The sequence below is a fragment of the Gilliamella sp. B2785 genome, from assembly GCF_026537005.1.
Classification (GTDB): Bacteria; Pseudomonadota; Gammaproteobacteria; order Enterobacterales; family Orbaceae; genus Gilliamella; species Gilliamella apicola_E.
Genome location: NZ_JAFNNC010000009.1, coordinates 31,408 through 56,421 on the forward strand (window position 1 = coordinate 31,408; position 25,014 = coordinate 56,421).

24 protein-coding genes are annotated in these 25,014 nt (G+C 34.6%); 14 read left to right on the top strand and 10 right to left on the bottom strand.

The window, feature by feature from the left end; genetic code table 11:
- Window positions 1-17: 17 nt before the first annotated feature.
- From dsbC to mpl, 3 genes are all read left to right on the top strand, one after another.
- Window positions 18-722, top strand: coding sequence for a bifunctional protein-disulfide isomerase/oxidoreductase DsbC (dsbC, locus tag J3U24_RS10365; protein WP_267337701.1), 705 nt, complete (start codon window positions 18-20; stop codon window positions 720-722).
- Window positions 723-795: 73 nt separating this feature from the next.
- Entirely contained in the window at window positions 796-2,526 is a 1,731-nt protein-coding gene (gene recJ / locus J3U24_RS10370; protein ID WP_267337702.1) for a single-stranded-DNA-specific exonuclease RecJ, read from the top strand.
- A 121-nt stretch (window positions 2,527-2,647) separates the two neighbouring features.
- Window positions 2,648-4,030 (top strand): UDP-N-acetylmuramate:L-alanyl-gamma-D-glutamyl-meso-diaminopimelate ligase, encoded by a 1,383-nt coding sequence (gene mpl / locus J3U24_RS10375; RefSeq protein ID WP_065562024.1) that lies wholly within the window; start codon window positions 2,648-2,650, stop codon window positions 4,028-4,030.
- A gap of 253 nt (window positions 4,031-4,283) precedes the next feature.
- Here mpl and J3U24_RS10380 read toward each other — a convergent pair whose 3' ends face one another.
- Window positions 4,284-5,642, bottom strand: coding sequence for an L-serine ammonia-lyase (locus tag J3U24_RS10380; RefSeq protein ID WP_065735040.1), 1,359 nt, complete (start codon window positions 5,640-5,642; stop codon window positions 4,284-4,286).
- Between the two features lie 237 nt (window positions 5,643-5,879).
- Window positions 5,880-6,260 carry a hypothetical protein gene (locus J3U24_RS10385; RefSeq protein WP_065562022.1) on the bottom strand — a complete coding sequence of 127 codons (381 nt, stop codon included), beginning with the start codon at window positions 6,258-6,260 and terminating at the stop codon, window positions 5,880-5,882.
- A gap of 170 nt (window positions 6,261-6,430) precedes the next feature.
- On the opposite strand from J3U24_RS10385, the gene proS reads away from it, so the two are divergent.
- From proS to J3U24_RS10400, 3 genes are all read left to right on the top strand, one after another.
- On the top strand, window positions 6,431-8,146 hold the full coding sequence (gene proS, locus J3U24_RS10390; protein WP_065735039.1) for a proline--tRNA ligase: 1,716 nt from the start codon (window positions 6,431-6,433) through the stop codon (window positions 8,144-8,146).
- A 33-nt stretch (window positions 8,147-8,179) separates the two neighbouring features.
- Window positions 8,180-8,731 (top strand): tyrosine-protein phosphatase, encoded by a 552-nt coding sequence (locus J3U24_RS10395; protein ID WP_065735038.1) that lies wholly within the window; start codon window positions 8,180-8,182, stop codon window positions 8,729-8,731.
- Window positions 8,732-8,865: 134 nt separating this feature from the next.
- Entirely contained in the window at window positions 8,866-10,320 is a 1,455-nt protein-coding gene (locus J3U24_RS10400; protein ID WP_065562019.1) for a M48 family metalloprotease, read from the top strand.
- A 61-nt stretch (window positions 10,321-10,381) separates the two neighbouring features.
- Here the strand turns inward: J3U24_RS10400 and J3U24_RS10405 are convergent, their stop codons facing one another.
- Window positions 10,382-11,041 (bottom strand): histidine phosphatase family protein, encoded by a 660-nt coding sequence (locus J3U24_RS10405; RefSeq protein ID WP_220225580.1) that lies wholly within the window; start codon window positions 11,039-11,041, stop codon window positions 10,382-10,384.
- Window positions 11,042-11,067: 26 nt separating this feature from the next.
- Entirely contained in the window at window positions 11,068-12,042 is a 975-nt protein-coding gene (gene rluC / locus J3U24_RS10410; protein WP_267337703.1) for a 23S rRNA pseudouridine(955/2504/2580) synthase RluC, read from the bottom strand.
- A gap of 148 nt (window positions 12,043-12,190) precedes the next feature.
- Between rluC and dsbB the strand changes: the two genes are divergently transcribed.
- From dsbB to rapZ, 4 genes are all read left to right on the top strand, one after another.
- Window positions 12,191-12,724 carry a disulfide bond formation protein DsbB gene (dsbB, locus tag J3U24_RS10415; protein ID WP_065735035.1) on the top strand — a complete coding sequence of 178 codons (534 nt, stop codon included), beginning with the start codon at window positions 12,191-12,193 and terminating at the stop codon, window positions 12,722-12,724.
- Window positions 12,725-12,799: 75 nt separating this feature from the next.
- Complete coding sequence (gene rluA / locus J3U24_RS10420; RefSeq protein ID WP_065562015.1) at window positions 12,800-13,456, top strand: bifunctional tRNA pseudouridine(32) synthase/23S rRNA pseudouridine(746) synthase RluA; 657 nt, start codon at window positions 12,800-12,802, stop codon at window positions 13,454-13,456.
- Window positions 13,457-13,530: 74 nt separating this feature from the next.
- Window positions 13,531-14,127: an XTP/dITP diphosphatase gene (locus J3U24_RS10425; RefSeq protein ID WP_267330948.1), complete on the top strand. Its 597-nt coding sequence runs from the start codon at window positions 13,531-13,533 to the stop codon at window positions 14,125-14,127.
- Between the two features lie 93 nt (window positions 14,128-14,220).
- Window positions 14,221-15,069, top strand: coding sequence for an RNase adapter RapZ (gene rapZ, locus J3U24_RS10430; RefSeq protein ID WP_267337704.1), 849 nt, complete (start codon window positions 14,221-14,223; stop codon window positions 15,067-15,069).
- Between the two features lie 6 nt (window positions 15,070-15,075).
- Here rapZ and J3U24_RS10435 read toward each other — a convergent pair whose 3' ends face one another.
- A complete protein-coding gene (locus J3U24_RS10435) occupies window positions 15,076-15,873 on the bottom strand; it encodes a divergent polysaccharide deacetylase family protein (protein WP_065735032.1) in 798 nt (265 codons plus the stop codon).
- Window positions 15,870-17,078 carry a murein hydrolase activator EnvC gene (envC, locus tag J3U24_RS10440; RefSeq protein ID WP_267330946.1) on the bottom strand — a complete coding sequence of 403 codons (1,209 nt, stop codon included), beginning with the start codon at window positions 17,076-17,078 and terminating at the stop codon, window positions 15,870-15,872. Before envC ends, J3U24_RS10435 begins: the two co-directional genes overlap by 4 nt.
- Before the next feature lie 202 nt (window positions 17,079-17,280).
- Here envC and glyQ point away from each other — a divergent pair, with 202 nt between their 5' ends.
- The 4 genes from glyQ to ybaK all read left to right on the top strand — a co-directional run bounded on the left by glyQ (window position 17,281) and on the right by ybaK (window position 21,764).
- On the top strand, window positions 17,281-18,213 hold the full coding sequence (gene glyQ, locus J3U24_RS10445; protein WP_065562010.1) for a glycine--tRNA ligase subunit alpha: 933 nt from the start codon (window positions 17,281-17,283) through the stop codon (window positions 18,211-18,213).
- Window positions 18,214-18,223: 10 nt separating this feature from the next.
- Entirely contained in the window at window positions 18,224-20,296 is a 2,073-nt protein-coding gene (glyS, locus tag J3U24_RS10450) for a glycine--tRNA ligase subunit beta (RefSeq protein WP_416380509.1), read from the top strand.
- Window positions 20,297-20,356: 60 nt separating this feature from the next.
- Window positions 20,357-21,181 (top strand): hypothetical protein, encoded by an 825-nt coding sequence (locus tag J3U24_RS10455; protein WP_267330944.1) that lies wholly within the window; start codon window positions 20,357-20,359, stop codon window positions 21,179-21,181.
- A 97-nt stretch (window positions 21,182-21,278) separates the two neighbouring features.
- Window positions 21,279-21,764, top strand: a complete 486-nt coding sequence (gene ybaK, locus J3U24_RS10460; protein ID WP_065562007.1) for a Cys-tRNA(Pro) deacylase — start codon at window positions 21,279-21,281, stop codon at window positions 21,762-21,764.
- Window positions 21,765-21,884: 120 nt separating this feature from the next.
- Here the strand turns inward: ybaK and J3U24_RS10465 are convergent, their stop codons facing one another.
- From J3U24_RS10465 to J3U24_RS10480, 4 genes are all read right to left on the bottom strand, one after another.
- The gene (locus J3U24_RS10465; protein ID WP_065562006.1) at window positions 21,885-22,157 is read right to left on the bottom strand and encodes an HU family DNA-binding protein; all 273 of its coding nucleotides are present in this window, start codon (window positions 22,155-22,157) and stop codon (window positions 21,885-21,887) included.
- A 175-nt stretch (window positions 22,158-22,332) separates the two neighbouring features.
- Window positions 22,333-22,926 carry a YjaG family protein gene (locus J3U24_RS10470; protein ID WP_267337707.1) on the bottom strand — a complete coding sequence of 198 codons (594 nt, stop codon included), beginning with the start codon at window positions 22,924-22,926 and terminating at the stop codon, window positions 22,333-22,335.
- A complete protein-coding gene (gene hemE, locus J3U24_RS10475; RefSeq protein WP_065562004.1) occupies window positions 22,923-23,993 on the bottom strand; it encodes a uroporphyrinogen decarboxylase in 1,071 nt (356 codons plus the stop codon). Before hemE ends, J3U24_RS10470 begins: the two co-directional genes overlap by 4 nt.
- A 76-nt stretch (window positions 23,994-24,069) precedes the next feature.
- Window positions 24,070-24,975 (bottom strand): LysR family transcriptional regulator ArgP, encoded by a 906-nt coding sequence (locus J3U24_RS10480; protein WP_065562003.1) that lies wholly within the window; start codon window positions 24,973-24,975, stop codon window positions 24,070-24,072.
- Window positions 24,976-25,014: the final 39 nt, after the last annotated feature.

The following is a 25,014-nucleotide window of genomic DNA, read 5'->3' on the forward strand; positions in this document are numbered from 1 at the left end:
AAACTAAGGATAATTGAATGAAAAAATTAGTAATCAGTTTAGGTTTAGCATTGATCTCAACTTCAGTATTAGCCTCTAACACCGATATTACAAAAACAATGGAAAAGTTAGGTTTTTCTAGCAAAGAGATTACAATCGAAAATAACCCAATACAAGGGCTAAAAAGTGTTACCACACCTGATGGTATCTTTTATGTCACTGATGATGGTAAATTCTTAACTCAAGGACCAATCTATAATCTTGAAGGCAGTGAACCAGTAAATATTGCCAACAGCAATAACTTAAAATTAATGAAATCAATTGAAAAAGATGCCATTGTTTATCAAGCTCCAAATGAACAATATGTTATTTCAGTTTTTACCGATTACACATGCCACTACTGTAAATTATTACACGAAAATATTGAGCAATATTTAAATGCAGGCATCTCAGTTCACTATTTTGCTTTTCCACGAGCAGGAGCAGATAGTGAAGTAGGTAAAAATATGCAATCCATTTGGAGTGTAGTTGATCGCAAAGCCGCTTTTGAAAATGCATATAAAGGTAATAAAATTTCACCTGCTAATAGCATGATCCCTTATGTAACACAGCAATTTAACGTTGGTAAAAAACTCGGTATTAGTGGAACACCAGCAATAGTATTACCTGATGGACAACTTGTCTCTGGTTACGTTCCGGCTGATAAATTAATCGAAATTTTAAAAAAGAAATCTAATAACTAGTACTGTATAATTTATAACCTTTAAATTATAGAATACAAAAAATTGTTAGCGCATACGCGCTAACATTCATCATATGAAAGCAGATAAATTAATACATCGTAAATTACCCGAAACGCTACCAGAATTATCAAATGACATTCCGTTATTGTTGCAGCGAGTATATGCATTGCGCGGAATAACGTCTATGCAAGAACTAGACTATACCACTCGTAATCTATGTAACTACGACAATCTAGATGGTACCAATAAAGCTGTTGACATTCTTTATTCTGCAATGAAAAACAATGAGCGAATAATGATTGTTGGAGACTTTGATACCGATGGCGCAACCAGTACCGCATTAACGGTAAAAGCGTTAAAAAAAATGGGGTGTCAATTTGTCGATTATATTATTCCAAATCGTTTTGATGATGGATATGGCTTAAGTATTAACGTCGTAAAGAAAGCAATTTTACAAAAAGCGGATCTTATTATTACTGTTGATAACGGTGTTTCTGCTGTTGAGGCGGTCGAATTTGCAAAACAGTCGAATTTAACCGTCATTATTACCGATCACCACTTATGTCCAGAAAAACTACCTCCTGCGGATGCAATTATCAATCCTAATTTACCAAATTGCACTTTTCCTTCAAAACATTTAGCAGGTGTTGGTGTAGCTTTTTATTTTATGTTGGCATTACGGTCAAAATTACGCAAGGAAAACTGGTTCACCACACATAATTTAGAAGAATTTAATATTGCTAGCTTATTAGACTTAGTTGCCCTTGGCACTATTGCCGATGTGGTAAAACTCGACCTAAATAACCGAATACTAGTCCATCAAGGTGTTAGTCGTATCCGAGCAGGCTATTGTTGTGAAGGAATTAAAGCATTATTAAATATTTCCAGACGAGATCCCCTTACGTTCACCTCAACAGATCTTGCTTATTATATAGCCCCAAGACTAAATGCTGCTGGACGAATGGATAATATGTCTCTGAGCGTAGAATTATTGCTATGTGAAGACTATGATAGTGCAGTCAATCAAGCAGCCGATCTTGATACGCTTAATAGTGATCGAAAATTAATTGAGCAAACGATGTATCAAGAAGCTTTATCCCACGTTGAACAGATACATAAAACTACTTTCCCTAATTCAATAGTGGTACATCATCCTGAGTGGCATCAAGGTGTTATTGGTATAGTCTCAGCACGATTGAAAGACAAATATTATCGTCCTGTGATATGTTTCGCTTCGACAGAAGATGGATTATTGAAAGGTTCTGGAAGATCAATAGATGGTATTCACTTACAAAATGTACTCTATGAATTGAATCAAAGATATCCAGATATTTTGGTTAGCTTTGGTGGTCATGCCATGGCTGCTGGATTAAGTATTCAAGAAAAAGATTTAGATAAATTTAGGGATCTTTTAGAAACAGTGATAACTGAGCAACTTGATTTGAAGGTACTTGAACAAACGATTGAAACCGATGGCGAGATAAATAACGAAGATTTTAATTATTCAATTGCAAAACTACTAAAAGACTCTGGTCCATGGGGTGAAGGATTTATCGAACCTACATTTGATGGCGAATTTATTATTCATCAGCAACGCATATTTGCTGAAAAACACCTTAAATTAGTATTAGAACCCAAAAATGGGGGACCAATAATTGAAGGGATCTGTTTTAATGTTAATTTAACAAAGTGGCCAGACCAAACGATAAAAGAAGCAAAAATTGTTTATCACTTAGATGTAAATGAGTTTCGAGGAAATCAAACCCTAAAATTAATGATAAGACATATTTGGCCTATCGCATAAGCGATTAAGATCGACTATAATTACTAGATTCTGTAAAATCAGATCAGTTAATCATAAAAATAAAATTAGCAATACAATAGTTTTATCATTAGTACATTTTATACAACATTAAGGACAAAAAATGCATATTCATATTCTTGGGATTTGTGGCACATTTATGGGCGGTATTGCATTAATAGCTCGTTCATTAGGTCACAAAGTAACAGGATCAGATAAAAATGTTTACCCACCAATGAGTACGCTGTTACAAAAAGAGCATATTGATATTATTGAAGGAGACGATCCTTCACAATTAACGCCAACTCCTGATCTGGTCATCATTGGTAATGCTCTATCAAGAGGAAATCCTTGTGTTGAATACATTTTGGACAATAACATTCCTTACGTCTCTGCACCACAATGGTTACATGATAATGTACTAAAAGACCGTTGGGTTATTGCTGTAGCAGGTACACACGGCAAAACAACAACGGCTGGAATGGTTAACTGGATTTTAGAAAAACAAGGCTACAAACAAGGTTTTGTTATTGGTGGTGTTCCGGGTAATTTTGAAGTATCAGCAAGATTAGGTGAAGGCAACTTTTTTGTTATTGAAGCGGATGAGTATGACTGTTCATTCTTTGATAAGCGCTCTAAATTCATGCATTATTGTCCAAAAACACTGATTATGAATAATTTAGAGTTCGATCATGCAGATATTTTTGATGATCTTAGTTCTATCCAGAAACAGTTCCATCATCTAGTTCGTTTAGTACCAAGTAAAGGGTTAATTATTTCCCCTCAAGAAGATGTTAATTTAAAACAAGTATTAGCGAAAGGTTGTTGGAGTAAACAATCTTTTACCGAATCTGAAGAAGGTTGGTTAGCAAAGAAAATTGCTAACGATGCCAGCCAGTTTGATGTTTATTACAACAACAAAAAGATGGGTACAGTTAACTATTCTTTAGTTGGTGAACACAATATGCATAATGCCTTAATGGCAATTGCCGCTGCACACAATGTTGGTATAGATCCAGCAGATGCTTGTTTAGCATTAGGATCATTTTTAAATGCTAAAAGACGCTTGGAGCTATATGGTGAGGTCAATAACATTGAAATTTATGATGATTTTGCTCATCATCCAACGGCAATTTTAGCAACATTAGAAGCATTACGCAGCAAAATTGGTGCAAATCGACGAATTTTAGCAGTATTAGAGCCTCGTTCTAACACAATGAAGTTAGGGATTTCAAAAGATGAACTTGCTCCATCATTAGGTCGAGCTGATGAAATATATATGTTCCAACCAGAACAACTACCTTGGTTAGTTGCTGATGTAGTCGATGCCTGTATCCAACCGGCTTATTGGACAGCTGATATTGACTTATTAGTTGAAATGATAACAAAATCAGCCAAACCAACCGATGCCATTTTGATTATGAGTAATGGTGGTTTTAGTGGAATTCATAACAAGATTTTAGAAAGCTTAAAAAAACAACAATTAAGAAAACAATTAGATGCATAACGATTAATCGCACTAAATAATTAATTTTCCTAAATGCATCTGCATATTAAAAGATGCAAAAAAGATTGTTGTAATACTTAAATATGCCACTCTTATTTATAATCCGATAATAGTGGCATCGAGTAATAGTGGTAATGTTTTAACAGTGACTCGGTAAGACTTATAACTTAACATTTATCACTCACTAAAGTAACTTCGGTGAGTGATTACTTACATTGTACAGCAAAAAGCTCACATAATTAGCTCTTCATTATTAACTACAGTGAACAGTAATTGCTAACCCACCACGTGAAGTCTCGCGGTATTTTGCATTCATATCCTTTCCGGTTTCGTACATAGTTTCAATCACCTTATCAAGCGAAACGATAGCTGCGGTAGTGCGTCTTAATGCCATGCGTGTCGCATTAATTGCTTTAACTGCAGCAATCGCATTACGTTCAATACAAGGAACTTGTACTTGACCATCAACAGGATCACAGGTTAAACCTAAATTATGTTCCATACCAATTTCGGCTGCCATACAAACTTGCTGAGGATTACCCCCCAACAATTCAGCCAGACCAGCAGCCGCCATTGAACAAGCAACACCGACCTCACCCTGACAACCAACTTCAGCACCTGAAATAGATGCATTTTTTTGATAAAGTAAACCAATGGCTCCACAAGTTAAAAAATAGCGAATAAAAATATCGGGCGAGACCGGATCGATAAACTTATCATAATAGGCAAGAACGGCTGGTATTATGCCGCAAGCGCCATTGGTAGGAGCCGTCACTACCCTTCCCCCTGCGGCATTTTCTTCACTGACTGCTAACGCAAACATATTTATCCAATCAATAATAATCATTGGATCATTATTATTTTTGCTAGTCAATAATTGGCGATAAAGTGCATTTGCTCGACGTGGAACCTTAAGCGCACCAGGTAATAATCCTTCAGTATTCATGCCGCGTTTAATACAATCAAGCATTGTTTGTCCAACTAAAGAAAAATAATTTACAACATCATCATAACTATGCAGTTGTAACTCATTTTTTAACACAATACTCGATACCGACAACGAATTATCATCACAATGCTTCAATAATTGCGCTGCTGTTGAAAAAGGATAAGGCACATCAACAGAATTCTGTTCTTGTTGTCCAAACTGCTCCTCTTCAACAATTTTTCCTCCACCCACTGAATAATAGGTTTTCTGGACGATGAGTTCATTACCATGATAAGCGCTTAACGTCATACCATTTTCATGTAATGGTAAAAAAGTTGAATGAAAAATAATGCTTTCGTTTGAAAAATCAATTTGGTATTTACCATTATATATCGGTAATTTACCACATTGGTTCATGGTTTGAATAAAATGGGGAATTTGGTCAATATTAACGGTATCAGGCTTTTCGCCAGATAACCCAAGAATAATTGCAACATCAGTATGATGTCCCTTGCCGGTCAGTGATAAAGAACCATAAACATCTGCCACAATTTTTGTCACTAATGGCATTTGCCCATTATCAATCAGTTGATCAATAAACGCCTTACCCGCTCGCATTGGACCAACTGTATGTGAACTAGAAGGACCTATACCAATTTTAAATATCTCAAAAACTGAACCCATTTTATCCCTTTTATAATCTTTGACATGCACGTAGTTATGAATAAAAAATGACTTATATAATGCTATATTATGGTGATAAGTATTAGCTAATCAAGCTAATAATTGAGATTAAATTTTTATCCTTAAATAAATTAAAAAAAAGTTGAGGAGCGGGGTTTTTGACACCAAATTTTGGTTTAAAAACATGTCAAAATGATTATATAGAATCATAGTAACAATTTTATAATACCCGTTATTTTAATCCATAACAGAGTCGTAGTAACAAATGAACCCTGTATCTATATGTTCAATTTTTAAAAATCCCCCCGTCAAAAGATCCATTTGAAAATAGCTTGGTTTTTCTATCAAAGTCACCTTACCATAGAGTTTATTACCAAAGTACATGTATCCGTCGTTGTTAATGTAAACATCATCATCCGGTTCGATTAATCCACCACACGGGCAATCAGCACTGCTTACTAAATCATCATCTTTAGTTTTGCAAGTATCAAAGCGCCAACCGACATTTGAAATTTCATCATAACTCATATCCATTAAATGGTATTTGGCGATTTTGAATGGATAGTAAAGTAGAATCATGCAAAACAAAATAAGAGCAATACGAGATAAAAATTTCAAAAATATTCAACCTTATTATTTTTCTAATCTTATAATTATCTAAATTTACTCTATATTTTTACTCATAACAACAATAACCAATAAAATTACTTTAGTGTTACGTTAGGTACTGCTAAACTAGCTCACATTTTAGTATATTATTAGTACATTATTTTTTTCAGGATAAATTTATGCGAACCAGTAAATATCTTCTATCTACATTAAAAGAGACACCCGCTGATGCTGAAGTGATAAGCCATCAATTAATGTTACGTGCCGGCATGATCCGTAAAGTTGCCGCAGGATTATATACTTGGCTACCTACTGGCTATCGTGTACTTAAAAAAGTTGAAAATATTGTTCGGGAAGAGATGAACAAAGCAGGGGCAATTGAAGTGTTAATGCCAGTTGTGCAACCTGCTGATATTTGGCAAGAGAGTGGTCGTTGGGAACAATATGGTCCAGAGCTATTACGTATCAAAGACCGTGGTGACCGTGATTTTGTATTAGGCCCAACCCATGAGGAAGTGATCACTGACTTACTTCGTAATGAAGTCAGTTCCTATAAACAATTACCGCTTAATGTTTATCAAATTCAAACCAAATTCCGCGACGAAGTCCGTCCACGATTTGGGGTAATGCGTTCGCGTGAATTCATTATGAAGGATGCTTATTCGTTTCATACTTCACAAGAATCTTTACAAGAAACCTATGATGATATGTATAAGGCTTACAGTGCGGTATTTACTCGTGCTGGCTTAAATTTTAGAGCAGTGCGTGCTGATACGGGTTCTATTGGTGGCAACTGGTCGCATGAGTTCCAAGTATTAGCCGATAGTGGTGAAGATGATATCGTCTTTTCAACTGAATCTGATTACGCTGCTAATATTGAGATGGCACAAGCATTAGCACCAACGCAAAGCCGATCAGCACCAACTAAGGCAATGGAACTGGTTGATACACCTGATGCCAAAACAATTGATGAATTAGTTGCACAATTCAATTTACCGATTGAAAAAACAGTTAAAACACTCATGGTTAAGGCGACTAAAGAGAGTGGGCACCAACTTGTAGCTTTATTAGTCCGTGGTGATCATACGTTGAACGAAATCAAAGCGGAAAAAATTGATATTGTGGCATCACCGCTTGAATTTGCAACTGAAGAAGAAATTCGCGCGGTAGTGAATGCAGGACCTGGCTCTTTAGGACCAGTAAACCTTAATATGCCAATCATCATTGACCGTGATGTGGCAGTAATGAGTGATTTTAGTGCTGGCGCCAACATTGATCATAAACATTATTTCAATATCAATTGGGAAAGAGATGTCGCTTTACCTCGCATTGAAGATATTCGTAATGTGGTTGAAGGCGATATTAGCCCAGATGGTAAAGGGACATTACAAATTAAACGTGGTATTGAAGTTGGGCATATTTTCCAACTTGGTACTAAGTATTCAGAAGCAATGAAAGCAACTGTCCAAGGTGAAGATGGACAAAACCATGTGATGATCATGGGCTGTTATGGAATTGGGGTTAGCCGAATTGTTGCAGCTGCAATTGAACAATGCCATGACGATCGAGGGATTATTTGGCCAGAAGCGATTGCACCATTTAGTGTTGTCATTATTCCAATGAATATGCATAAATCAGAAAAAGTACAAGCCACTGCTGAAAAACTTTATGCCGATCTCCAAGCTCTGGGTATTGAAGTATTATTTGATGATCGCAAAGAGCGTCCTGGTGTTATGTTTGCAGATGCCGAACTTATTGGTATTCCTCATACTATCGTTATTGGTGAACGTAACCTTGATAATGGTGAAGTGGAATACAAACATCGTGCGGGTGGCGATAAAGAATTAATTAAAGTTGATGATATCGTTGAATTTATTAAAAAACGTCAACAATAAATTTAAGAATTAGATTTTAATATTGGAGCACAAATGGCCTGTAATAAAATATCCAAAATAACTAATATTTTCTTATTGTGTTACTTGTGCTTTATCATTAGTGGTTGCCAATCTAATATCAATTCTTTACATCTCCCCGATAATTTTTATCAAGTTTCTAATGATGTCTATCGCTCTGAGCAACCCAGTGTAGAGCAGATAGCGCAGCTTGATAAACTTGGCTTTAAAACCATTATAAATTTACGGCTATTTCACAGCGATCGAGAGTTAGTCGAAAATGCACAGATATCAGAAGTTTGGATTCGAATGCGGGCAGGTGATATTACTGATGAGAAAATGATCCAAGTAATGAAAGCGATTCATACCTCTCCTAAACCGATATTAATCCATTGTTGGCAAGGCAGTGATCGTACCGGCGTCACTATTGCTATGTACCGTTTGGTTTTTGAGAATTGGACTAAATCTCAAGCAATTAATGAGTTAATGCAAACTGAATTTGGTCATCACTACAATGTTTATCCTAACATACGAAAATACATTGAAAACGTTGATGTAGAATATATTCGCCATGCTGTATTTGAATAATTTCATTATTTAATTTAATAAACTAAATAGTCTTTATCAAATAAATAGCTCAATTTGATAAAAAATTCAAAGTGATATTGTCTTTTTTTTAAGCTAAAATGTTTCATAATCAAATTTTTTTATGAGTCATAAATATGTTAAAAAAAGCAATCGCATTGGTACTATCAACATCACTATTCTTACAAAATACACCTATTGTTTATGCAGCAGATAATATAACACTTCCTGAGATGGGAACCGCAGCTGCAACCACATTAAGCATCGGGCAAGAAAAAGAGATGGGTGATTATTATGTGCGATTGTTACGAGGCAGTGCTCCTATAGCCAATGACCCTGTCTTAAATCAATATATTAATAATTTAGGAAAAAAATTAGTTTCTAAATCTGAATCAGTTCAAACCCCTTTCCATTTTTATATAATGAAAAGTAATGTGCTCAATGCCTTTGCTTTTTTTGGCGGTAATGTTGTCATTCATTCAAGAATAATTATGGATACTGATAATGAAAGCCAATTAGCTTCGGTTATGGCTCACGAAATTGGGCATGTTACTCAACGCCATTTAGCTCGCGCTATGGAGGCTCAAAATAAAAATAGTCCTTATGTTTGGGGAGGAGCCTTAGGTTCATTACTATTAACATTAGCTAATCCAGAAGCGGGTATGGCGGCAATGACAACCACCATGGCAAGTTCGACACAGAGTATGATTAGTTTTACTCAATCAAATGAACAAGAAGCCGATAGAGTTGGGCTTAGAACCATAGCGAAAGCCGGATTTGATCCTCATGCATCTTCTGAATTTTTACAAAAACTGGCTGATCAAAGTCGCTTCAGTAGTAAACCGCCTGAAATTTTAATGACTCACCCATTACCGAATAGCCGTTTATCGGATATGCGCAATCGCTCTTTGCAATATTCTAAAAAAAATGTACCTTCCTCATTAAGTTATTATTTAGCTAAGGCCCGAATAGCAATACTTATGGGAAATAATAATACCGCTAAACTATTACTTGATAATTATCGCAAATTGAATACCGATCAGGGTAAAAAGGCGCTAACCTATGCCGTCGCACTAAGTAATTACAAAAGTAAAAATCTTGTTCAAGCAAAAATTCAATTGCAACCGTTATTAGATAATGATCCAGATAATATTTGGTATATTGATTTAATGACAGATATCAATTTAGAAAGTAATAATAATAAAGAAGCCATAGCTCGTTTACAATCTGCCTTAAAACGATCACCGGATAATGCTGTATTACAATTAAATCTTGCTAATGCTTATATAAAAGATGGCCAATATCAGCAAGCGGTGAGTTTATTGCATCGTTATACATTTGATCACAATGATGATACTAATGGTTGGGATTTACTGGTTACCGCTTATGGGGGAATAAAATCGAGAGCTCAAGAAATGAGTGCAAGGGCTGAATCAATCGCGCTTGAAGGACGTTTCCCTGAAGCAATTCAATTGTTAACCAATGCTAGAGCTCAAGCTAAAGGTAATCAAACATTAATTTCAAAAATTGACGCAAGAATTAATCAATTGAAACAATTACAAAAACGTTACGCTGCTTATAGCAGAAGGTAGTCTGAATATTACTCGGCTAATAACTTAATTAGCCGAGTATACATGACAAAATTAACGGTAATTAATTGTTTAAATGATCGACATTATTATAAAACTTAACTGAAAATTCCCCCTCAGGCTTATCATCAGTTTGCTTATAGTTAACTACACTTATACTGGTATTTAACACTCGTGGGAAATAATCTTCATCACGATGTCTACGCCAATCTCCACCATTTAAAACACAAAGTAATATTCTTAAAACCGTACCATGTGATACAACTAAAATATTGCCTTCATCTTGCGGTGCATTTTTTACGATAACATTTAAAGCTTCTTTCATTCGAGAAAGTATATCAAGATAGTTTTCACCTTGGTTAATAGATGAGTCAAAGTTTTCAGGATCGGTTAAATAAGTCGTGAATTCAGGTATTTCTTTTTTTAATGAAGGGACATGTTTGCCTTCCCAAAGACCAAAATCCATTTCTCTTAGATTATCAAGTTCAAAAGTCGGAATGACATTGTCATTTTCATGAATGATATAATCTCGAGTCTCTTTAGCCCGTTGTTGTGGGCTTGAGTAGGCTTGTATAAAAGGTATATTTTTCAGATGCTTTCCAGTGATTTGAGCGCCTAAAACACCATTTTCTGTCAAAGGCGAATTTTTCGATCCTTGCATTTGATCTTTAATATTCCATTCGGTTTGACCATGTCTAATTAAATATAAATTAAGATCTTTCATTATTGTTGATTACCTTCTCATTTAAATCATTGTTGATATTTATCATTTCTAATCTGGATTAAACAGTTTTGCAATATATTATCCATCGGGGCATGTAATTGCATCTCTTGTAAAGTTTTTGGATGAATAAATTTCACATTAGCTGCATGTAAAAATAATCGATTAAGTTTGCTTTTAGCTAATAATTCATCAAATTGGCTATCTCCGTAACGATCATCAAATGCTATTGGATGATTAACATATTGAGTGTGTACACGAATTTGATGCGTTCGTCCAGTTACGGGACTAGCTTTTATTAATGTTGCAAAACCAAAGCGTTCTTCCACTTTGAATCGTGTTTCAGATGGCTTACCTTCTGCATTTACCTTAACCACACGTTCACCACTTTTGAGTACATTTTTTAATAGTGGTGCTTGTACAACTTTACATTCAGAAGGCCAATTACCTTTCACTAAAGCTAAATAATTTTTTTGCATCTGTTTTAAACGAAGTTGTTCATGTAATGCTTTTAGTGCAGAACGTTTCTTAGCAATAAGTAAAACACCAGATGTTTCACGATCGATACGATGTACTAATTCTAAAAATTTGGCTTCAGGTCTTAATGCTCTTAATCCTTCAATAACGCCAAAACTTAAGCCACTTCCACCATGTACGGCAATGCCAGATGGTTTATTAATCGCAAGAATCACATCATCTTCATAAATAATTGATTTTTCTAAATCAGCAACTTTATTCAGTTTTTTTGAAATTTCAGGAACTGTTTTTTCTGAAATACGAATAGGTGGAATTCGAACTTCATCACCAACAGCTAATTTATATTCTGGCTTAATCCGCTTTTTGTTGACACGCACTTCCCCTTTTCTAAGTATGCGATAAATCATACTTTTAGGCACACCCTTAAGGTATGTTATTAAAAAGTTGTCAATTCGTTGTGTCACATTTTCTTCAGTGATTGTGACAAATGAGACTTGTAATTTTGTTTGTTGAACGTTTGAGTCCATAAGAAAAGATTAATCCACCCTTAATAAATAAAAGTCGTTTTACATTACTTAAAAATAAACTACACTAATGGTAATAAGAATAAGATTGGTTAATTTTAATAACCTTAATATAAAATGATTATAGCGGAATATGGAGGAATAAAATAGTATGTTGTATTTACTCAACCAATACTCTCGAGGAAGATTTGCTTGGTTTTTATTGTTTCTTTCCACCGCTATTTTTGAATTGACCGCTCTCTATTTTCAACATGGTTTAGGCCTAGCTCCTTGTACTTTATGTATTTATCAGCGCTGTGCAATTTACGGTATTATGTTTGGCAGCATCGTTGGACTTATCAACCCCAAAAAATTAATATTTAGACTAGCTGGCATATTAATCTGGCTATTTAGCGCTTTTAAGGGGTTTGAATTAGCAACTTTTCATGCCCATTTGCAGTTCGAACCGGATTTAAGTGATACCTGTGCAATTAATGTCCAATTCCCTTCTTGGTTACCATTAAATGAATGGTTACCAAGCATGTTTAATGCTTATGGTTCTTGTTCAGAAAAAATTTGGTCGTTCTTAACTATTGAAATGTCGCAATGGATGATAATCATTTTTGCTTGCTATCTTTTTGTTAGTTTAATCATACTATTTTGCCAATTGTTTTCAGCTAATAAAAAGTCAATCTGGAGTAAATAAGTTTATTTCAACTGGCACTTTTTACCGAGTTTGTTAGAATGTGTGACAATTTAATTTGACAAATTATCACACTAAATGCTTTTGGAATATCATCCCCCCATTGATCCTTGGTTAACTATTTTATATCAAGATGATCATATTGTTGTGGTTAACAAACAACCTGGTATTTTGTCGGTATCAGGAAATAAACCACAATTTATAGATAGTATTATTCATCGTTTACAACAAAAATATAGTTATGTTGAATCAGTCCATCGTCTAGATATGGCTACGAGTGGCATTATGGTTGCTGCTTTATCTAAATTAGCAGATAGAGAAATTAAAAAGCAGTTTAGAGAGCGTATACCTAAAAAAACATATATTGCTGTGGTCCACGGTCACCTTAAGGATGACGCAGGCCAAGTCGAACTCCCATTAATTTGTGATTGGCCTAATCGCCCAAGACAGATGGTAGATCATGAAAATGGCAAATATGCATTAACACATTATCAAGTTATTTCACGCAATAATGATAATACAACTCGGGTGGCATTGTTTCCATTTACAGGGCGCTCTCATCAATTAAGAGTGCATATGCAAGCTATAGGGCATCCTATTTTAGGCGATAAATTTTATGCTCATCCTGAAGCATTTTCAATGTCAAAAAGGTTATTGTTACATGCTCAACATCTAACAATAAATCATCCTAAAACCGGTGAAACTCTGACATTCCGTTGTGAGCCTGATTTTTAAAATTTAAGCGTACATCTACTTGCTATACTTAATTAACTAATTACGATATAAAACTAATATCATGGAGTCATTAAATGCAGAAAATTGTTTTAGCCACTAATAACCAAGGAAAGGTCAATGAATTACAAACGCTTTTAGCCGATGCTGGATTTGATGTTATAGCCCAAAATACCTTCAATGTTCCTGATATAGAAGAAACAGGCCTAACATTTATTGAAAATGCCATCTTAAAAGCAAGACATACCGCAAAAGTGACTCAACTACCGGCGATAGCAGATGATTCAGGTTTAGTTGTTCAAGCACTAAACGGGCAACCTGGTATCTATTCCGCTCGTTATGCGGGAGAACATGGTAATGACAAAAGCAATAATGAAAAGCTATTACTTGAATTAAAAGATGTGCCTAAAGAAAAAAGGACAGCATACTTTTATTGTGCACTCGCTTTTATGCGACACGAAAATGATCCTACACCAATCATCTGTTTAGGGAAATGGAATGGATTAATTATGAATGAACCTCATGGAAGTGGTGGTTTTGGTTATGATCCATTATTCTATATTCCTGAGCTTAATTGCAGTGCAGCAGAGTTAACTAAAGAACATAAAAGTCAGATTTCTCATCGTGGACAGGCTTTAAAACAGTTAATAGCTAAAATAAAAACAGATTATTAGAGAATTTATTTAGCTTATTGTTTCTTTTCATGAATTGCACATGTTGAACTAAACAGTATATACTAGTGTACCAATTATTTTGGAGTCGATATTGTGATATTGTTGATAGTAAGTGGCCGTTCCGGTTCAGGAAAATCAATTGCATTACGCGCATTAGAAGATATGGGTTTTTATTGCGTTGATAATATTCCCGTCGCATTATTACCGCAACTTGCAGAATCATTAAAAGATAACAATACACCTGTTGCGGTTAGTATCGATATTCGCAATTTACCAGCTAACTTTAATTTTGATCATGATATTTTTCAGCGATTACCATCATCTGTTACTCCTGAAATAATCTTTTTTGATTGTAGTCGTAATACTCTGATCAGACGTTATAGCGAAACAAGACGAATACATCCGCTAACCAATCAAAAATACTCTTTAGAAGAAGCCATTGATCTTGAAGAGAAGTATTTAGAGCCTTTAAAATCACACGCAAGTTTAGTTATTAATACTGATAATCTTTCAGTTCATGAGTTATCTAATATTCTTCGTTCACGGATTTTAGGAAAAAAAGAGCGGGAATTAACCATGATTTTTGAATCATTTGGCTTTAAACATGGTTTACCTGTCGATGCTGATTTCGTGTTTGATGTAAGATTTTTACCAAACCCACATTGGGATATATCTTTACGTCCATTAACTGGCTTAGATGAGCCTGTTAAAAGTTTCTTACTAAAACATGATGAAGTTACCAATTTCATTTATCAAACAGCCAATTATTTACAACAGTGGTTACCAATGTTAGAAAAAAATAATCGTAGCTATTTAACGATAGCCATCGGTTGTACAGGCGGGCAACACCGTTCTGTTTTTATTGCAGAACAATTAGCCGGTTTTTTTAAAGCGCAAAATAAACAAGTGCAAATTCGTCATCGAACACTTGAAAAAAAATAATTACTACTACTCTGAAAGTTCAAAATTTGGTAACTCCTCAAATCGTTTTTTATATTTTTCAAAAATATCTTTCAGAGTTAGCTTAGGTTTAGCCGGTTTAATTAATTCACTGACTTTAACTAATTCGATATTGTCAGGCAAATTAGCTAATTTTGCTCTTAAAACATTAACGGTTTGAGGATGTGGATGGCCAATGGCGATAGCATAACCATTTTTTTGCGCAATTTTAACTGCCAGATCAAACTGCTGACTAATAGCACTTTCTATCTGCTTATCATCTAAAAATACATCACGCCCAATTACAGTTATATTATAATCAGTTGCGGCATTTTTTACTTGAGTTTTACCTATCGTTTTACTATCCAAAAAAAACATTGAGTGATGACTTAATGCTTTCATAACATTGTGCATACCATTGAAATTTGATGTCATCAAACTGCCCATATGATTATTTACACCTATTGCATATGGAACTAGGGATACTGCATCATCAACAATTCTTTTTACTTCTGCTTCATCCATATAAGGAAATAGAGTATCTTTTTCTAGAGGTTGTTTCCCCATAGGAGCCATAGGTAAGTGAATAATCACATCATTACCATGTTGATGAGCAAAGGTTGCGATATGTTTGGCATTTGGTGAATGTGGTAAAACAGCAATTGTTATGTTGGGTGAAAATAAAATAATCTGTTCTTCATTATGTTGACGATAACCAAAATCATCAATCACTAACGCTAGTTTCGCAGCATATGCACTATTTACATTTAATAATAATATCCCTATATATAATATACGTTTAATCATTTTAACCAACCACTAGGATCTAATGCTTTACCATCTCGGCGAATTTCAAAATAAAGCCCAGGAGTATTTTGACCTCCGCTTGAACCAACAATTGCAATCGGCTGATCTGTCCTAACATTATCACCGACTTCTACTAAAACACGTTGGTTATAGCCATATAAACTCATATCGCCTTTACCGTGCTCAAGCGCAACCACAAAACCATAACCTTGCAGCCAGCTGGCTAGGATAACTCGACCATCAGTAATTGCTTTGACTTGTGTGCCATCTTTGGCATTTATGACCATTCCCTTCCAACGAAGTTCACCTTGCAAAGCCTCACCAAATCGATGAGCAATACTACCATTTACAGGCCAAAGAAATTGATTCTGTGGTTTACCAATACCACTAACTCGAGCCATTAATGCACGTTCATCCGCGTTAGGTGTATAATTTGTATTCTTTTGTTTTTCTTGGATATTTTTGGCTTGTCTTGCTTCTTCTTCCGCAATTCGACGGTTTTCTCTTTCTGCTTGAGCAATCTTAGCCTGTAATTTCGCTTCATTATCTTTAAGTTGAGCTAATTTTTGTTGATTTTTTTGCATTGATGATTCAAGAGAATTGATAGTTTTTTGGCGTTTTTGGTGATTTTTTTCTAAGGCTATTTGCTCTTGTTTTTGCTTGTTATGTAGTGTTTTTTGAGTGGCTTGCTTTTTTTGCAAAGCATTTTTCTTTTCATTGAGTTGTAATTGCGTTTCACGAAGCTTATTTATTTGTTGTTGTCTTGCTTCATTAATATAACGAAAATAAGTAATAAGGCGTTCATTACGCTCACTTTGTTCGCTAGCAAAGATCAACTTAAAATTGGTGTTTTTTCCTAATTTAAATGCGCTTTCTAGCTGTTTGGATAACTCATCTCGTTGTTGATTTTGTTTAATGGTTAATTCATCAATTTGCTTGATTAAATTAGTAATTTCCCCATCTAATTTTTTTAGCGTAAGACCATTTTTTTCAATCGATGTAAGTAAATTAGCAATTTCAGTTTCTTGGTTTTTAAGATCATTGACCAATTGAGTTCGTTCTTTTGTTTGTTCTGCTAGGCGCTTTTCATGCTCTTTAATTGAACGACGCAATGATTCTAATTGTTGATTATCATCAGCATACACAAAATGTGTATTCATTAATCCAATAAATAAAATAATCAATAGATTACGATAAATAGACATGGCCTTTTTATTTATGATTTATTACCAAGCAATAAAGATAACTTTACTATACCTACAAATGTGTAAAGATGCAAAATGAAAACTATATTATGTAACTTTATTAATAAAAGTAATTAGGCATTTCACAAGCACTAATAAAAAGTATAAAATGTAGCACTATTTAATTTGTAGTAAAAATTAATTTAACCACAAAGATAACATCATGCAAAAGTTTAATGTCAAAACCTTTCAGGGTTTAATACTTACGTTACAAGATTATTGGGCTAATCAAGGTTGTACAGTGATTCAGCCATTAGATATGGAAGTCGGCGCAGGTACTTCTCATCCAATGACCTGTTTAAGAGCACTTGGTCCTGAACCGATTAATGCTGCTTACGTTCAACCTTCTCGTCGCCCTACTGATGGTCGTTATGGTGAAAATCCTAATAGGTTACAACATTATTACCAATTCCAAGTTATCTTAAAACCATCACCAGATAATATCCAAGAACTTTACTTAGGATCACTAAAAGAGCTTGGTCTTGATCCAACTGTTAACGATATCCGTTTTGTAGAAGACAATTGGGAAAATCCAACATTAGGTGCATGGGGATTAGGTTGGGAAGTTTGGTTAAACGGTATGGAAGTGACCCAATTTACCTATTTCCAACAAGTTGGTGGTCTTGAGTGTAAACCGGTGACTGGCGAGATTACTTATGGTTTAGAACGCCTTGCTATGTATATTCAAGGCGTAGATAGCGTTTATGATTTAATCTGGAGTGATGGCGCATTTGGTAAAACCACTTATGGTGATGTTTTTCACCAAAACGAAGTTGAACAATCTACCTATAATTTCGAGTACGCTAATATTGATTTCTTATTTTATTGTTTTGAACAACATGAAAAAGAAGCAAAAATGTTACTTGAATTAGAAAAACCTCTACCGCTACCTGCTTATGAACGTATTTTAAAAGCAGCTCACTGCTTCAATTTACTTGATGCCCGCAAAGCTATTTCAGTAACTGAGCGACAACGTTACATATTGCGTATCAGAACATTAACAAAAATGGTTGCTGAAGCATATTACGCCTCTCGTGAAGCACTTGGATTTCCAATGTGCCAAAATAAACGTTCTAACCAAAATGCATCAAAGTAGGAATTGATATATTATGCAAAAAACATTTCTAGTAGAAATCGGTACTGAAGAGTTACCACCGAAATCACTCCGCACTTTGGCTGAAAGCTTTGCAGCTAATTTTATTGAAAAACTTGATAATGCTAACTTAGAACATGGTGAGGTACTTTGGTTTGCATCGCCGCGCCGTTTAGCTTTAAAAGTATTGAATTTAAATGACACTCAACCAGATAGCCAAGTTGTTAAACGCGGTCCTGCGGTAAGTGCCGCATTTGATGCAAATGGTAAACCAACAAAAGCAGCAGAAGGCTGGGCTAGAGGATGTGGCATCGATATCTCTCAAGCAGAGCGCATTCAAACAGATAAAGGCGAATGGTTATCTTATACTCATAATCAAAAAGGACAGCCTGTTGTTAATTTATTATGTGATATGGTTAAAAATGCATTAAATAAATTACCTATTCCTAAACCTATGCGCTGGGCAGCTCGCCAAGTTGAATTTATCAGACCAAGCCATACTGTAACTATGCTATATGGTGATCAACTTGTACCGGGCGTCATTTTAGACATTCAATCAGATCGTATTATTCGCGGACACCGCTTTATGGGTGAACAAGAATTTACCATTGATAATGCTGACCAATATCCTGAAATCCTTGAACAACGAGGCAAAGTTATTGCTGACTATAACAAGCGAAAATCAATCATTAAGCAGCAAGCTCAAGAAGCTGCTGAAAAACTTAATGGTAAAGCAGATTTAACTGAAAGCTTACTTGAAGAAGTTTCATCATTGGTTGAATGGCCTGTAGTATTAACAGCAAAATTTGAAGAAAGATTTTTAGAAGTTCCAGCCGAGTCATTGGTATATACGATGAAAGGCGATCAAAAATATTTCCCTGTCTATGATAAACAAGGAAAACTATTACCAAACTTCATCTTCGTTGCAAATATTGAATCAAAAGATCCTCAAGTTGTTATTTCTGGTAATGAAAAAGTGGTTCGTCCTCGTTTAGCTGATGCCGAATTTTTCTATAGAACAGACTTAAAACAACGTTTGGAAGATCGCCTTCCTCGCCTTGAGACGGTTTTATTTCAACAACAACTTGGTACAGTTAAAGATAAAGCACTTCGTATTGAGGCCTTATCTGGCTTCATCGCCGAAAAAATTGGTGCTGACACTGAACAAGCCAAACGTGCAGGGAAATTAACTAAATGTGATTTAGTTACCAACACGGTGTTTGAATTCCCTGAAACGCAAGGCATCATAGGTCGATATATAGCGATTAAAGATGGTGAAAATATTGAAGTCGCTACCGCTATTGAAGAACAATATAAACCTCGTTTTTCAGGCGATGAACTACCAAGTACTCCTGTGTCTAGTGCGGTATCTATTGCCGAAAAAATGGATACATTAGCCGGTATTTTTGGTATTGGTCAACATCCTAAAGGTGATAAAGATCCATTTGCACTTCGCCGTGCAGCTATTGGTGTATTACGTATTATTGTTGAAAAAAGCTTACCTCTTGATTTAGTTGAGCTAGCAAGTTTTGCCACATCTTTATATGGAAATAAATTAACCAACAACAATGTTGTTATAGATATTGTTAATTTTATGCAAGGTCGATTCCGAGCATGGTATCAAGAAAAAGGATTTGCGATAGATACCATTCAGGCTGTCTTGGCAATTAATCCAACCAAGCCTGCAGATTTTGATACCCGCGTTAATGCGGTAACACATTTTAGAACGTTACCTGAAGCTTCTTCATTAGCAGAAGCAAATAAACGTGTATCAAATATTTTGTCTAAATCTGAAAACGCTATCCCTGAAAATATTAACGCTTCACTTCTTGAAACGGGAGCAGAAAGCGAATTAGCTATGCAAATAGCAATATTGACAGATAAGTTAGCACCTTACTTTACTGAAGGTCGATATCAAGATGCCTTAATTGAATTAGCATCACTTAAAGCACCTATTGATACATTTTTTGAGAAAGTAATGGTAATGGTTGATGACGAAAAAATTAAACTAAACCGATTGGCTCTTTTGAAAAAATTACAAAATTTATTTTTGAAGGTTGCCGATATTTCTATACTACAATCATAACTTTTGAATTAAATATAAAGACCGTGGTAATACTAGTATTACCACCCATAAGGAAAAACGATGGACTCACAAAACAATTTATCATTTTTAGTTACTTTTGAAAAAACAGTTAACTTTATTCGCAATAGATTCCCAATAATCGCAATCGCAAGCGTAGTGCTTGCATTAGCTAATTCAGTATTATCGTATATTATTTTTGATCCAGCTGCTCTTGCAGCAAGCATGGTCTATTACGCAAATCCAGCTCAAGTTCTTAGTTCATTATTCGGAAAAGTATTGCTTTTATCAATTGTCTTTCTCTTTATTGCTGCCGTGACAATTGGTATTATTTATAATTTAACTACTAGTGACAAATTTGATATGAAATTAGTGTCACAACGCATATTACCTGCTTTTCTAAATCTTGCAGGATTTACCGCTATTTATTTTATTATTTTAATTATAGGAATAATTTTGCTTTCTTTAATTATGTGGATTATCGGAATGATATTACCCCAACAGTTAATTGCTTTATTAACTTTATTGATAGCTTTTGTTATATTTCTTGTATTAAGCATCATTGCGAATTACTTTAGTGCTTCATTAATCGTTCCTGATTCAATGGGATTTTTTCAAAGATTTGTTGGTAGCCATAAATTAGCTGTAACAAAATGGAAAGCACCTTTACTAATGATATTAATTTCTTGTGGTATTACTATCGTTCTAGGGCTTATTAATTACTTATTGGGTAATAATATTATTGTAACGACTATTACTTCAATAGTATCTATGTTTGTTAGTTTCTTTGTATGTAGCTTCTTCTATCGCTTGTACAACGCATCTAATAATGTTGAATTACCGAAACTAGATGATAATAATCAAAACAATCAACAAATCATCTCTTAATTTTTTTAATGTAGTATAGTTTAGTTTAATCCTAAAAATCCCTATTAATGGCAATTAATAGGGATCATCATTCTCACTTATAATAATTCTTACTATTATGACGCCAGCCATTAGATTGCTCAAAAAGCATAAAATTAAATTTAATATCCATCAATATCAACATGACGCACAACAAACCCATTATGGACAAGAAGCTGCGGATAAACTTGGATTAGAACTAAATGTTGTTTCAGGTCAGATATTTAAAACACTGATTGTATGCATAAATGGGGACAATAAATCATTAGCAGTCTGTGTATTACCGGTTGATTGTACATTGGATCTTAAACAAGCCGCTAAAATTCTTGATTGCAAAAAAGTAGCATTAGCTGACCCGAATCTAGCACAAAAAACAACAGGTTATTTAGTCGGTGGGATAAGTCCTCTCGGGCAAAAAAAGCTATTACCTACACTTATTGATGATAGTGCTAAACAATATGCAACGATGATGGTATCAGGGGGTAAAAGAGGATTAGAAATCGAAATATCACCGCAAGATTTAGCTGATCAATTAAATGCTAAATTTGCTAAATTAACGGTTTAGATAATAAGTAAAATCGTTTCTAAAAACTCAAGAAAAAATAGATTAAAAATTTGGAGTTAAAAATAAAGCCATAACGATTAGTTATGGCCTTAAAAAATTCTCTAATAGAAAGCAATAAAATTATTTGATTGCTTCTTTTAAGCTTTTACCAGAAACAAATGCTGGTACTTTGCTTGCTGCAATTTTGATTTCTTTACCAGTTTTTGGGTTACGACCAGTACGAGCTTTACGAGCATTAACTTTAAATGTACCGAAACCAACTAATTGAACTGGCTCACCAGATTTTAATGATTCAGTGATAGAAGCTAAAGTTGCTTCTAAAGCAGTTTTTGCTGCAACTTTAGTAATATTAGCTTTGCTAGCAATAGCATCTACAAGTTCTGTTTTATTCATGGAATATCCTTACATATTTATTTTATTGTTAAAGTTAACATTAATAAACAAAGTTAAAACCCAACTTTGCTTCTGTAAACGTGATTTAGATTACATTGTTGTTAAATGTAGTCTATATTTGCCTAATGTTAAAGAAAAATTTAATAAAAATTAAAAAAATCACGCTTTAACCGCTTTAATTGCTCAAAAAAACACCAATATTGCTAGTTTCTGCAGACCGAATGTCCATTTTCAAGCCTTTAATCAAGTCTAACATTTCATTATTTTCATCACTTAATAAGCGAAAAATTTCCCACTGCAAATCAAATTCCTCAATTACACTAGGCAAAGTTACTTGTTCATCTTCTGAAAGTTCAATATTATCTTTTGTCATTTCAAATTCAGCTACAGTAGTTGCGGAAATAGAGCTAACTTTGCCTGAGTGTTCATCTATTTCACCACTTATATAAGAGTGTAGAATTTCACTAAGAGCCTGACAAGCATCAATAGCAGGGTAAACCATATATGGGCTATCTTCCTTGATGACTGGAATTAACGATTCAAGTTTCTCAAGTTGTAAATCAAAATTAATTTTCACATTCTCAACCAATAGTGATTCCCAAATAAGATCTAGAATTTTTTTATATCCTACTGCTGATTGTTCATCTTGTTGTAAATTGCAATAATAAATAAAGTTTGGATACATTCGTTCGCATAGACAAACCATAAATAAACGCTGCTTCCAAACTGGCAATTTTGCTATTCTTAATTGAATAGGATTTTTAATCATGAATGAAACCTTTTTGACCGTGTGTGTACTGATTCAACTAAATATTGTACATGCTCAATGGGAATATCTTGGTGAATACCATGACCTAAATTAAAGACATGACCATTATGATAGCCAAATTCACTTAGAACTGACTCAACGTTAGACTCAATCGTTTCCTTATTGGCATACAATATAGAAGGATCTAAATTACCTTGTATGGCAATCTTACCTTTTTGTTCTATCTGATTCAAATCCACTGTCCAATCAACACCGATGGCATCAGCCCCTGATTTAGAAATAGTATCGAGCCATAAACCGCCACCTTTTGTAAATAGCGTCACAGGAACATAAGAAGTGATATTCTGGCTTTTCTTACCCCTTTTTAGTTGAGATAAGATAAGTTCCATATAATGCAAAGAAAACGCTCGATAACTTTCATGGCTAAGCACCCCGCCCCAAGTATCAAATATCATAATCGATTGGGCGCCAGCTTCAATTTGAGCATTTAAATACAATATTACACTGTTAGCTAATTTTTCTAGCAGCAAATGTAATGCTTTAGGTTCACAATAAAGCATCTTTTTTATTTTAGTAAAGGTTTTACTACTACCGCCTTCAACCATATAAGTTGCCAAAGTCCATGGACTACCAGAAAAGCCAATTAATGGAACTTTGCCACCTAACTCTTTTTTCGTTAACCCAATAGCATCCATTACATATTTGAGAGATTGTCCTGGATCAGGTATAGGCAATTGTGCAATATCATCTAAACAAGAAATCGTTTTTTTAAATTTAGGCCCTTCGCCTGTTTCAAAATATAAACCAAGTCCCATTGCATCGGGAATGGTTAAAATATCTGAAAAAATAATGGCGGCATCAAGATCAAATCGCCGAATGGGTTGTAAAGTTGCTTCACAGGCAAGTTCTGGTGTTTGGCACATCGTCATAAAATCACCAGCTTTAGCCCTAAGCTGCCGATATTCAGGTAAGTATCGACCGGCTTGGCGCATCATCCAAATTGGCGTGTAATCCACAGGTAAACATTGTAATGCACGTAAATAACGATCGTTTTTCAATTGGCTCATTTTTTTAGCTCTATAAATTGTGAGATAGGGTAAATGGGACAGTTCTACATTTAGCTCAAAATAGCTAATTTGACAATTATTTCCGATCTTGAGGCTGCGACAATATACGTTGAGCGTAACAAATCAATGTTTCAGAAATATTTTGCATCACGCTACTTTCTGGAGCAAAGCGATGCCAATACAGCATACGTCTTTGAAATAAGCCTTCCGTTAAATTAACCAATTCACCATTTTTTAACTCTTGTTCAACTTGTAACATTGGTATCATACAACATGCAGAACCTTGTTTAGCCAATTGGACAAAAGCTTCAGATGAACTAGTAATATGACAAATAACACTACCTGGTGTAAGATTAAAATTTTCTTGCAAAAAGGCTTGGTGCATATCATCCAAATGGTCAAATGCCACTGCAGGCGCTTTTAAAAGCGATGACCGAGTAACACCATTAGGAAAGTATTTTTTAGCAAACTCAGGAGAAGCAACAAAAATATAATCCAATGCCCCTAATAAATCAGATAAACATCCCGGTAAAGGATTGGGTTGAATGCTAATTGCAGCAACGACAGTACCTAAGCGTAGAAGTTCTAACGTATGCTCTTCATCTTTGACTTGAATATCAAAGCGTAAAATATTTTTATCTAAAACTGGTTTTAAAGCGGGTAAAAACCAAGTTGCTAAAGAGTCAGCATTAATTGCAATTGATAATGACAATGGCGTAGTATTTTGCTCATTGTCACCTAACCATTGTTGTTCTAATAATTCAACTTGATGCAATAATCCTAAAAGATGTTCACCTTGTTTAGTCGCTTTTGGAGGAATCGTTCTTACTAATAGTTGCTGACCAAAAAAGCTTTCTAATTGCTTAATGCGTTGCGATACTGCTGGTTGCGTAATACACAATTTGTCAGCTGCTCGTTCAAATCCTCGTTCTTTTATCACTGCATCTAATGCTTGTAATGCTCTATAATCTGGACGCTTCATAATCTCTTTACTAATGATTTGATCTTCGCTTGGTCATTC

Bases quoted from the DNA above. Each gene is read 5' to 3' on its own strand.
- dsbC (WP_267337701.1), top strand. From the start codon at position 18: ATGAAAAAATTAGTAATCAGTTTAGGTTTAGCATTGATCTCAACTTCA.
- recJ (WP_267337702.1), top strand. From the start codon at position 796: ATGAAAGCAGATAAATTAATACATCGTAAATTACCCGAAACGCTACCA.
- mpl (WP_065562024.1), top strand. From the start codon at position 2,648: ATGCATATTCATATTCTTGGGATTTGTGGCACATTTATGGGCGGTATT.
- J3U24_RS10380 (WP_065735040.1), bottom strand. From the start codon at position 5,642: ATGGGTTCAGTTTTTGAGATATTTAAAATTGGTATAGGTCCTTCTAGT.
- proS (WP_065735039.1), top strand. From the start codon at position 6,431: ATGCGAACCAGTAAATATCTTCTATCTACATTAAAAGAGACACCCGCT.
- J3U24_RS10395 (WP_065735038.1), top strand. From the start codon at position 8,180: ATGGCCTGTAATAAAATATCCAAAATAACTAATATTTTCTTATTGTGT.
- J3U24_RS10400 (WP_065562019.1), top strand. From the start codon at position 8,866: ATGTTAAAAAAAGCAATCGCATTGGTACTATCAACATCACTATTCTTA.
- J3U24_RS10405 (WP_220225580.1), bottom strand. From the start codon at position 11,041: ATGAAAGATCTTAATTTATATTTAATTAGACATGGTCAAACCGAATGG.
- rluC (WP_267337703.1), bottom strand. From the start codon at position 12,042: ATGGACTCAAACGTTCAACAAACAAAATTACAAGTCTCATTTGTCACA.
- dsbB (WP_065735035.1), top strand. From the start codon at position 12,191: ATGTTGTATTTACTCAACCAATACTCTCGAGGAAGATTTGCTTGGTTT.
- rluA (WP_065562015.1), top strand. From the start codon at position 12,800: ATGCTTTTGGAATATCATCCCCCCATTGATCCTTGGTTAACTATTTTA.
- J3U24_RS10425 (WP_267330948.1), top strand. From the start codon at position 13,531: ATGCAGAAAATTGTTTTAGCCACTAATAACCAAGGAAAGGTCAATGAA.
- J3U24_RS10435 (WP_065735032.1), bottom strand. From the start codon at position 15,873: ATGATTAAACGTATATTATATATAGGGATATTATTATTAAATGTAAAT.
- envC (WP_267330946.1), bottom strand. From the start codon at position 17,078: ATGTCTATTTATCGTAATCTATTGATTATTTTATTTATTGGATTAATG.
- glyQ (WP_065562010.1), top strand. From the start codon at position 17,281: ATGCAAAAGTTTAATGTCAAAACCTTTCAGGGTTTAATACTTACGTTA.
- J3U24_RS10455 (WP_267330944.1), top strand. From the start codon at position 20,357: ATGGACTCACAAAACAATTTATCATTTTTAGTTACTTTTGAAAAAACA.
- ybaK (WP_065562007.1), top strand. From the start codon at position 21,279: ATGACGCCAGCCATTAGATTGCTCAAAAAGCATAAAATTAAATTTAAT.
- J3U24_RS10465 (WP_065562006.1), bottom strand. From the start codon at position 22,157: ATGAATAAAACAGAACTTGTAGATGCTATTGCTAGCAAAGCTAATATT.
- J3U24_RS10470 (WP_267337707.1), bottom strand. From the start codon at position 22,926: ATGATTAAAAATCCTATTCAATTAAGAATAGCAAAATTGCCAGTTTGG.
- hemE (WP_065562004.1), bottom strand. From the start codon at position 23,993: ATGAGCCAATTGAAAAACGATCGTTATTTACGTGCATTACAATGTTTA.
- J3U24_RS10480 (WP_065562003.1), bottom strand. From the start codon at position 24,975: ATGAAGCGTCCAGATTATAGAGCATTACAAGCATTAGATGCAGTGATA.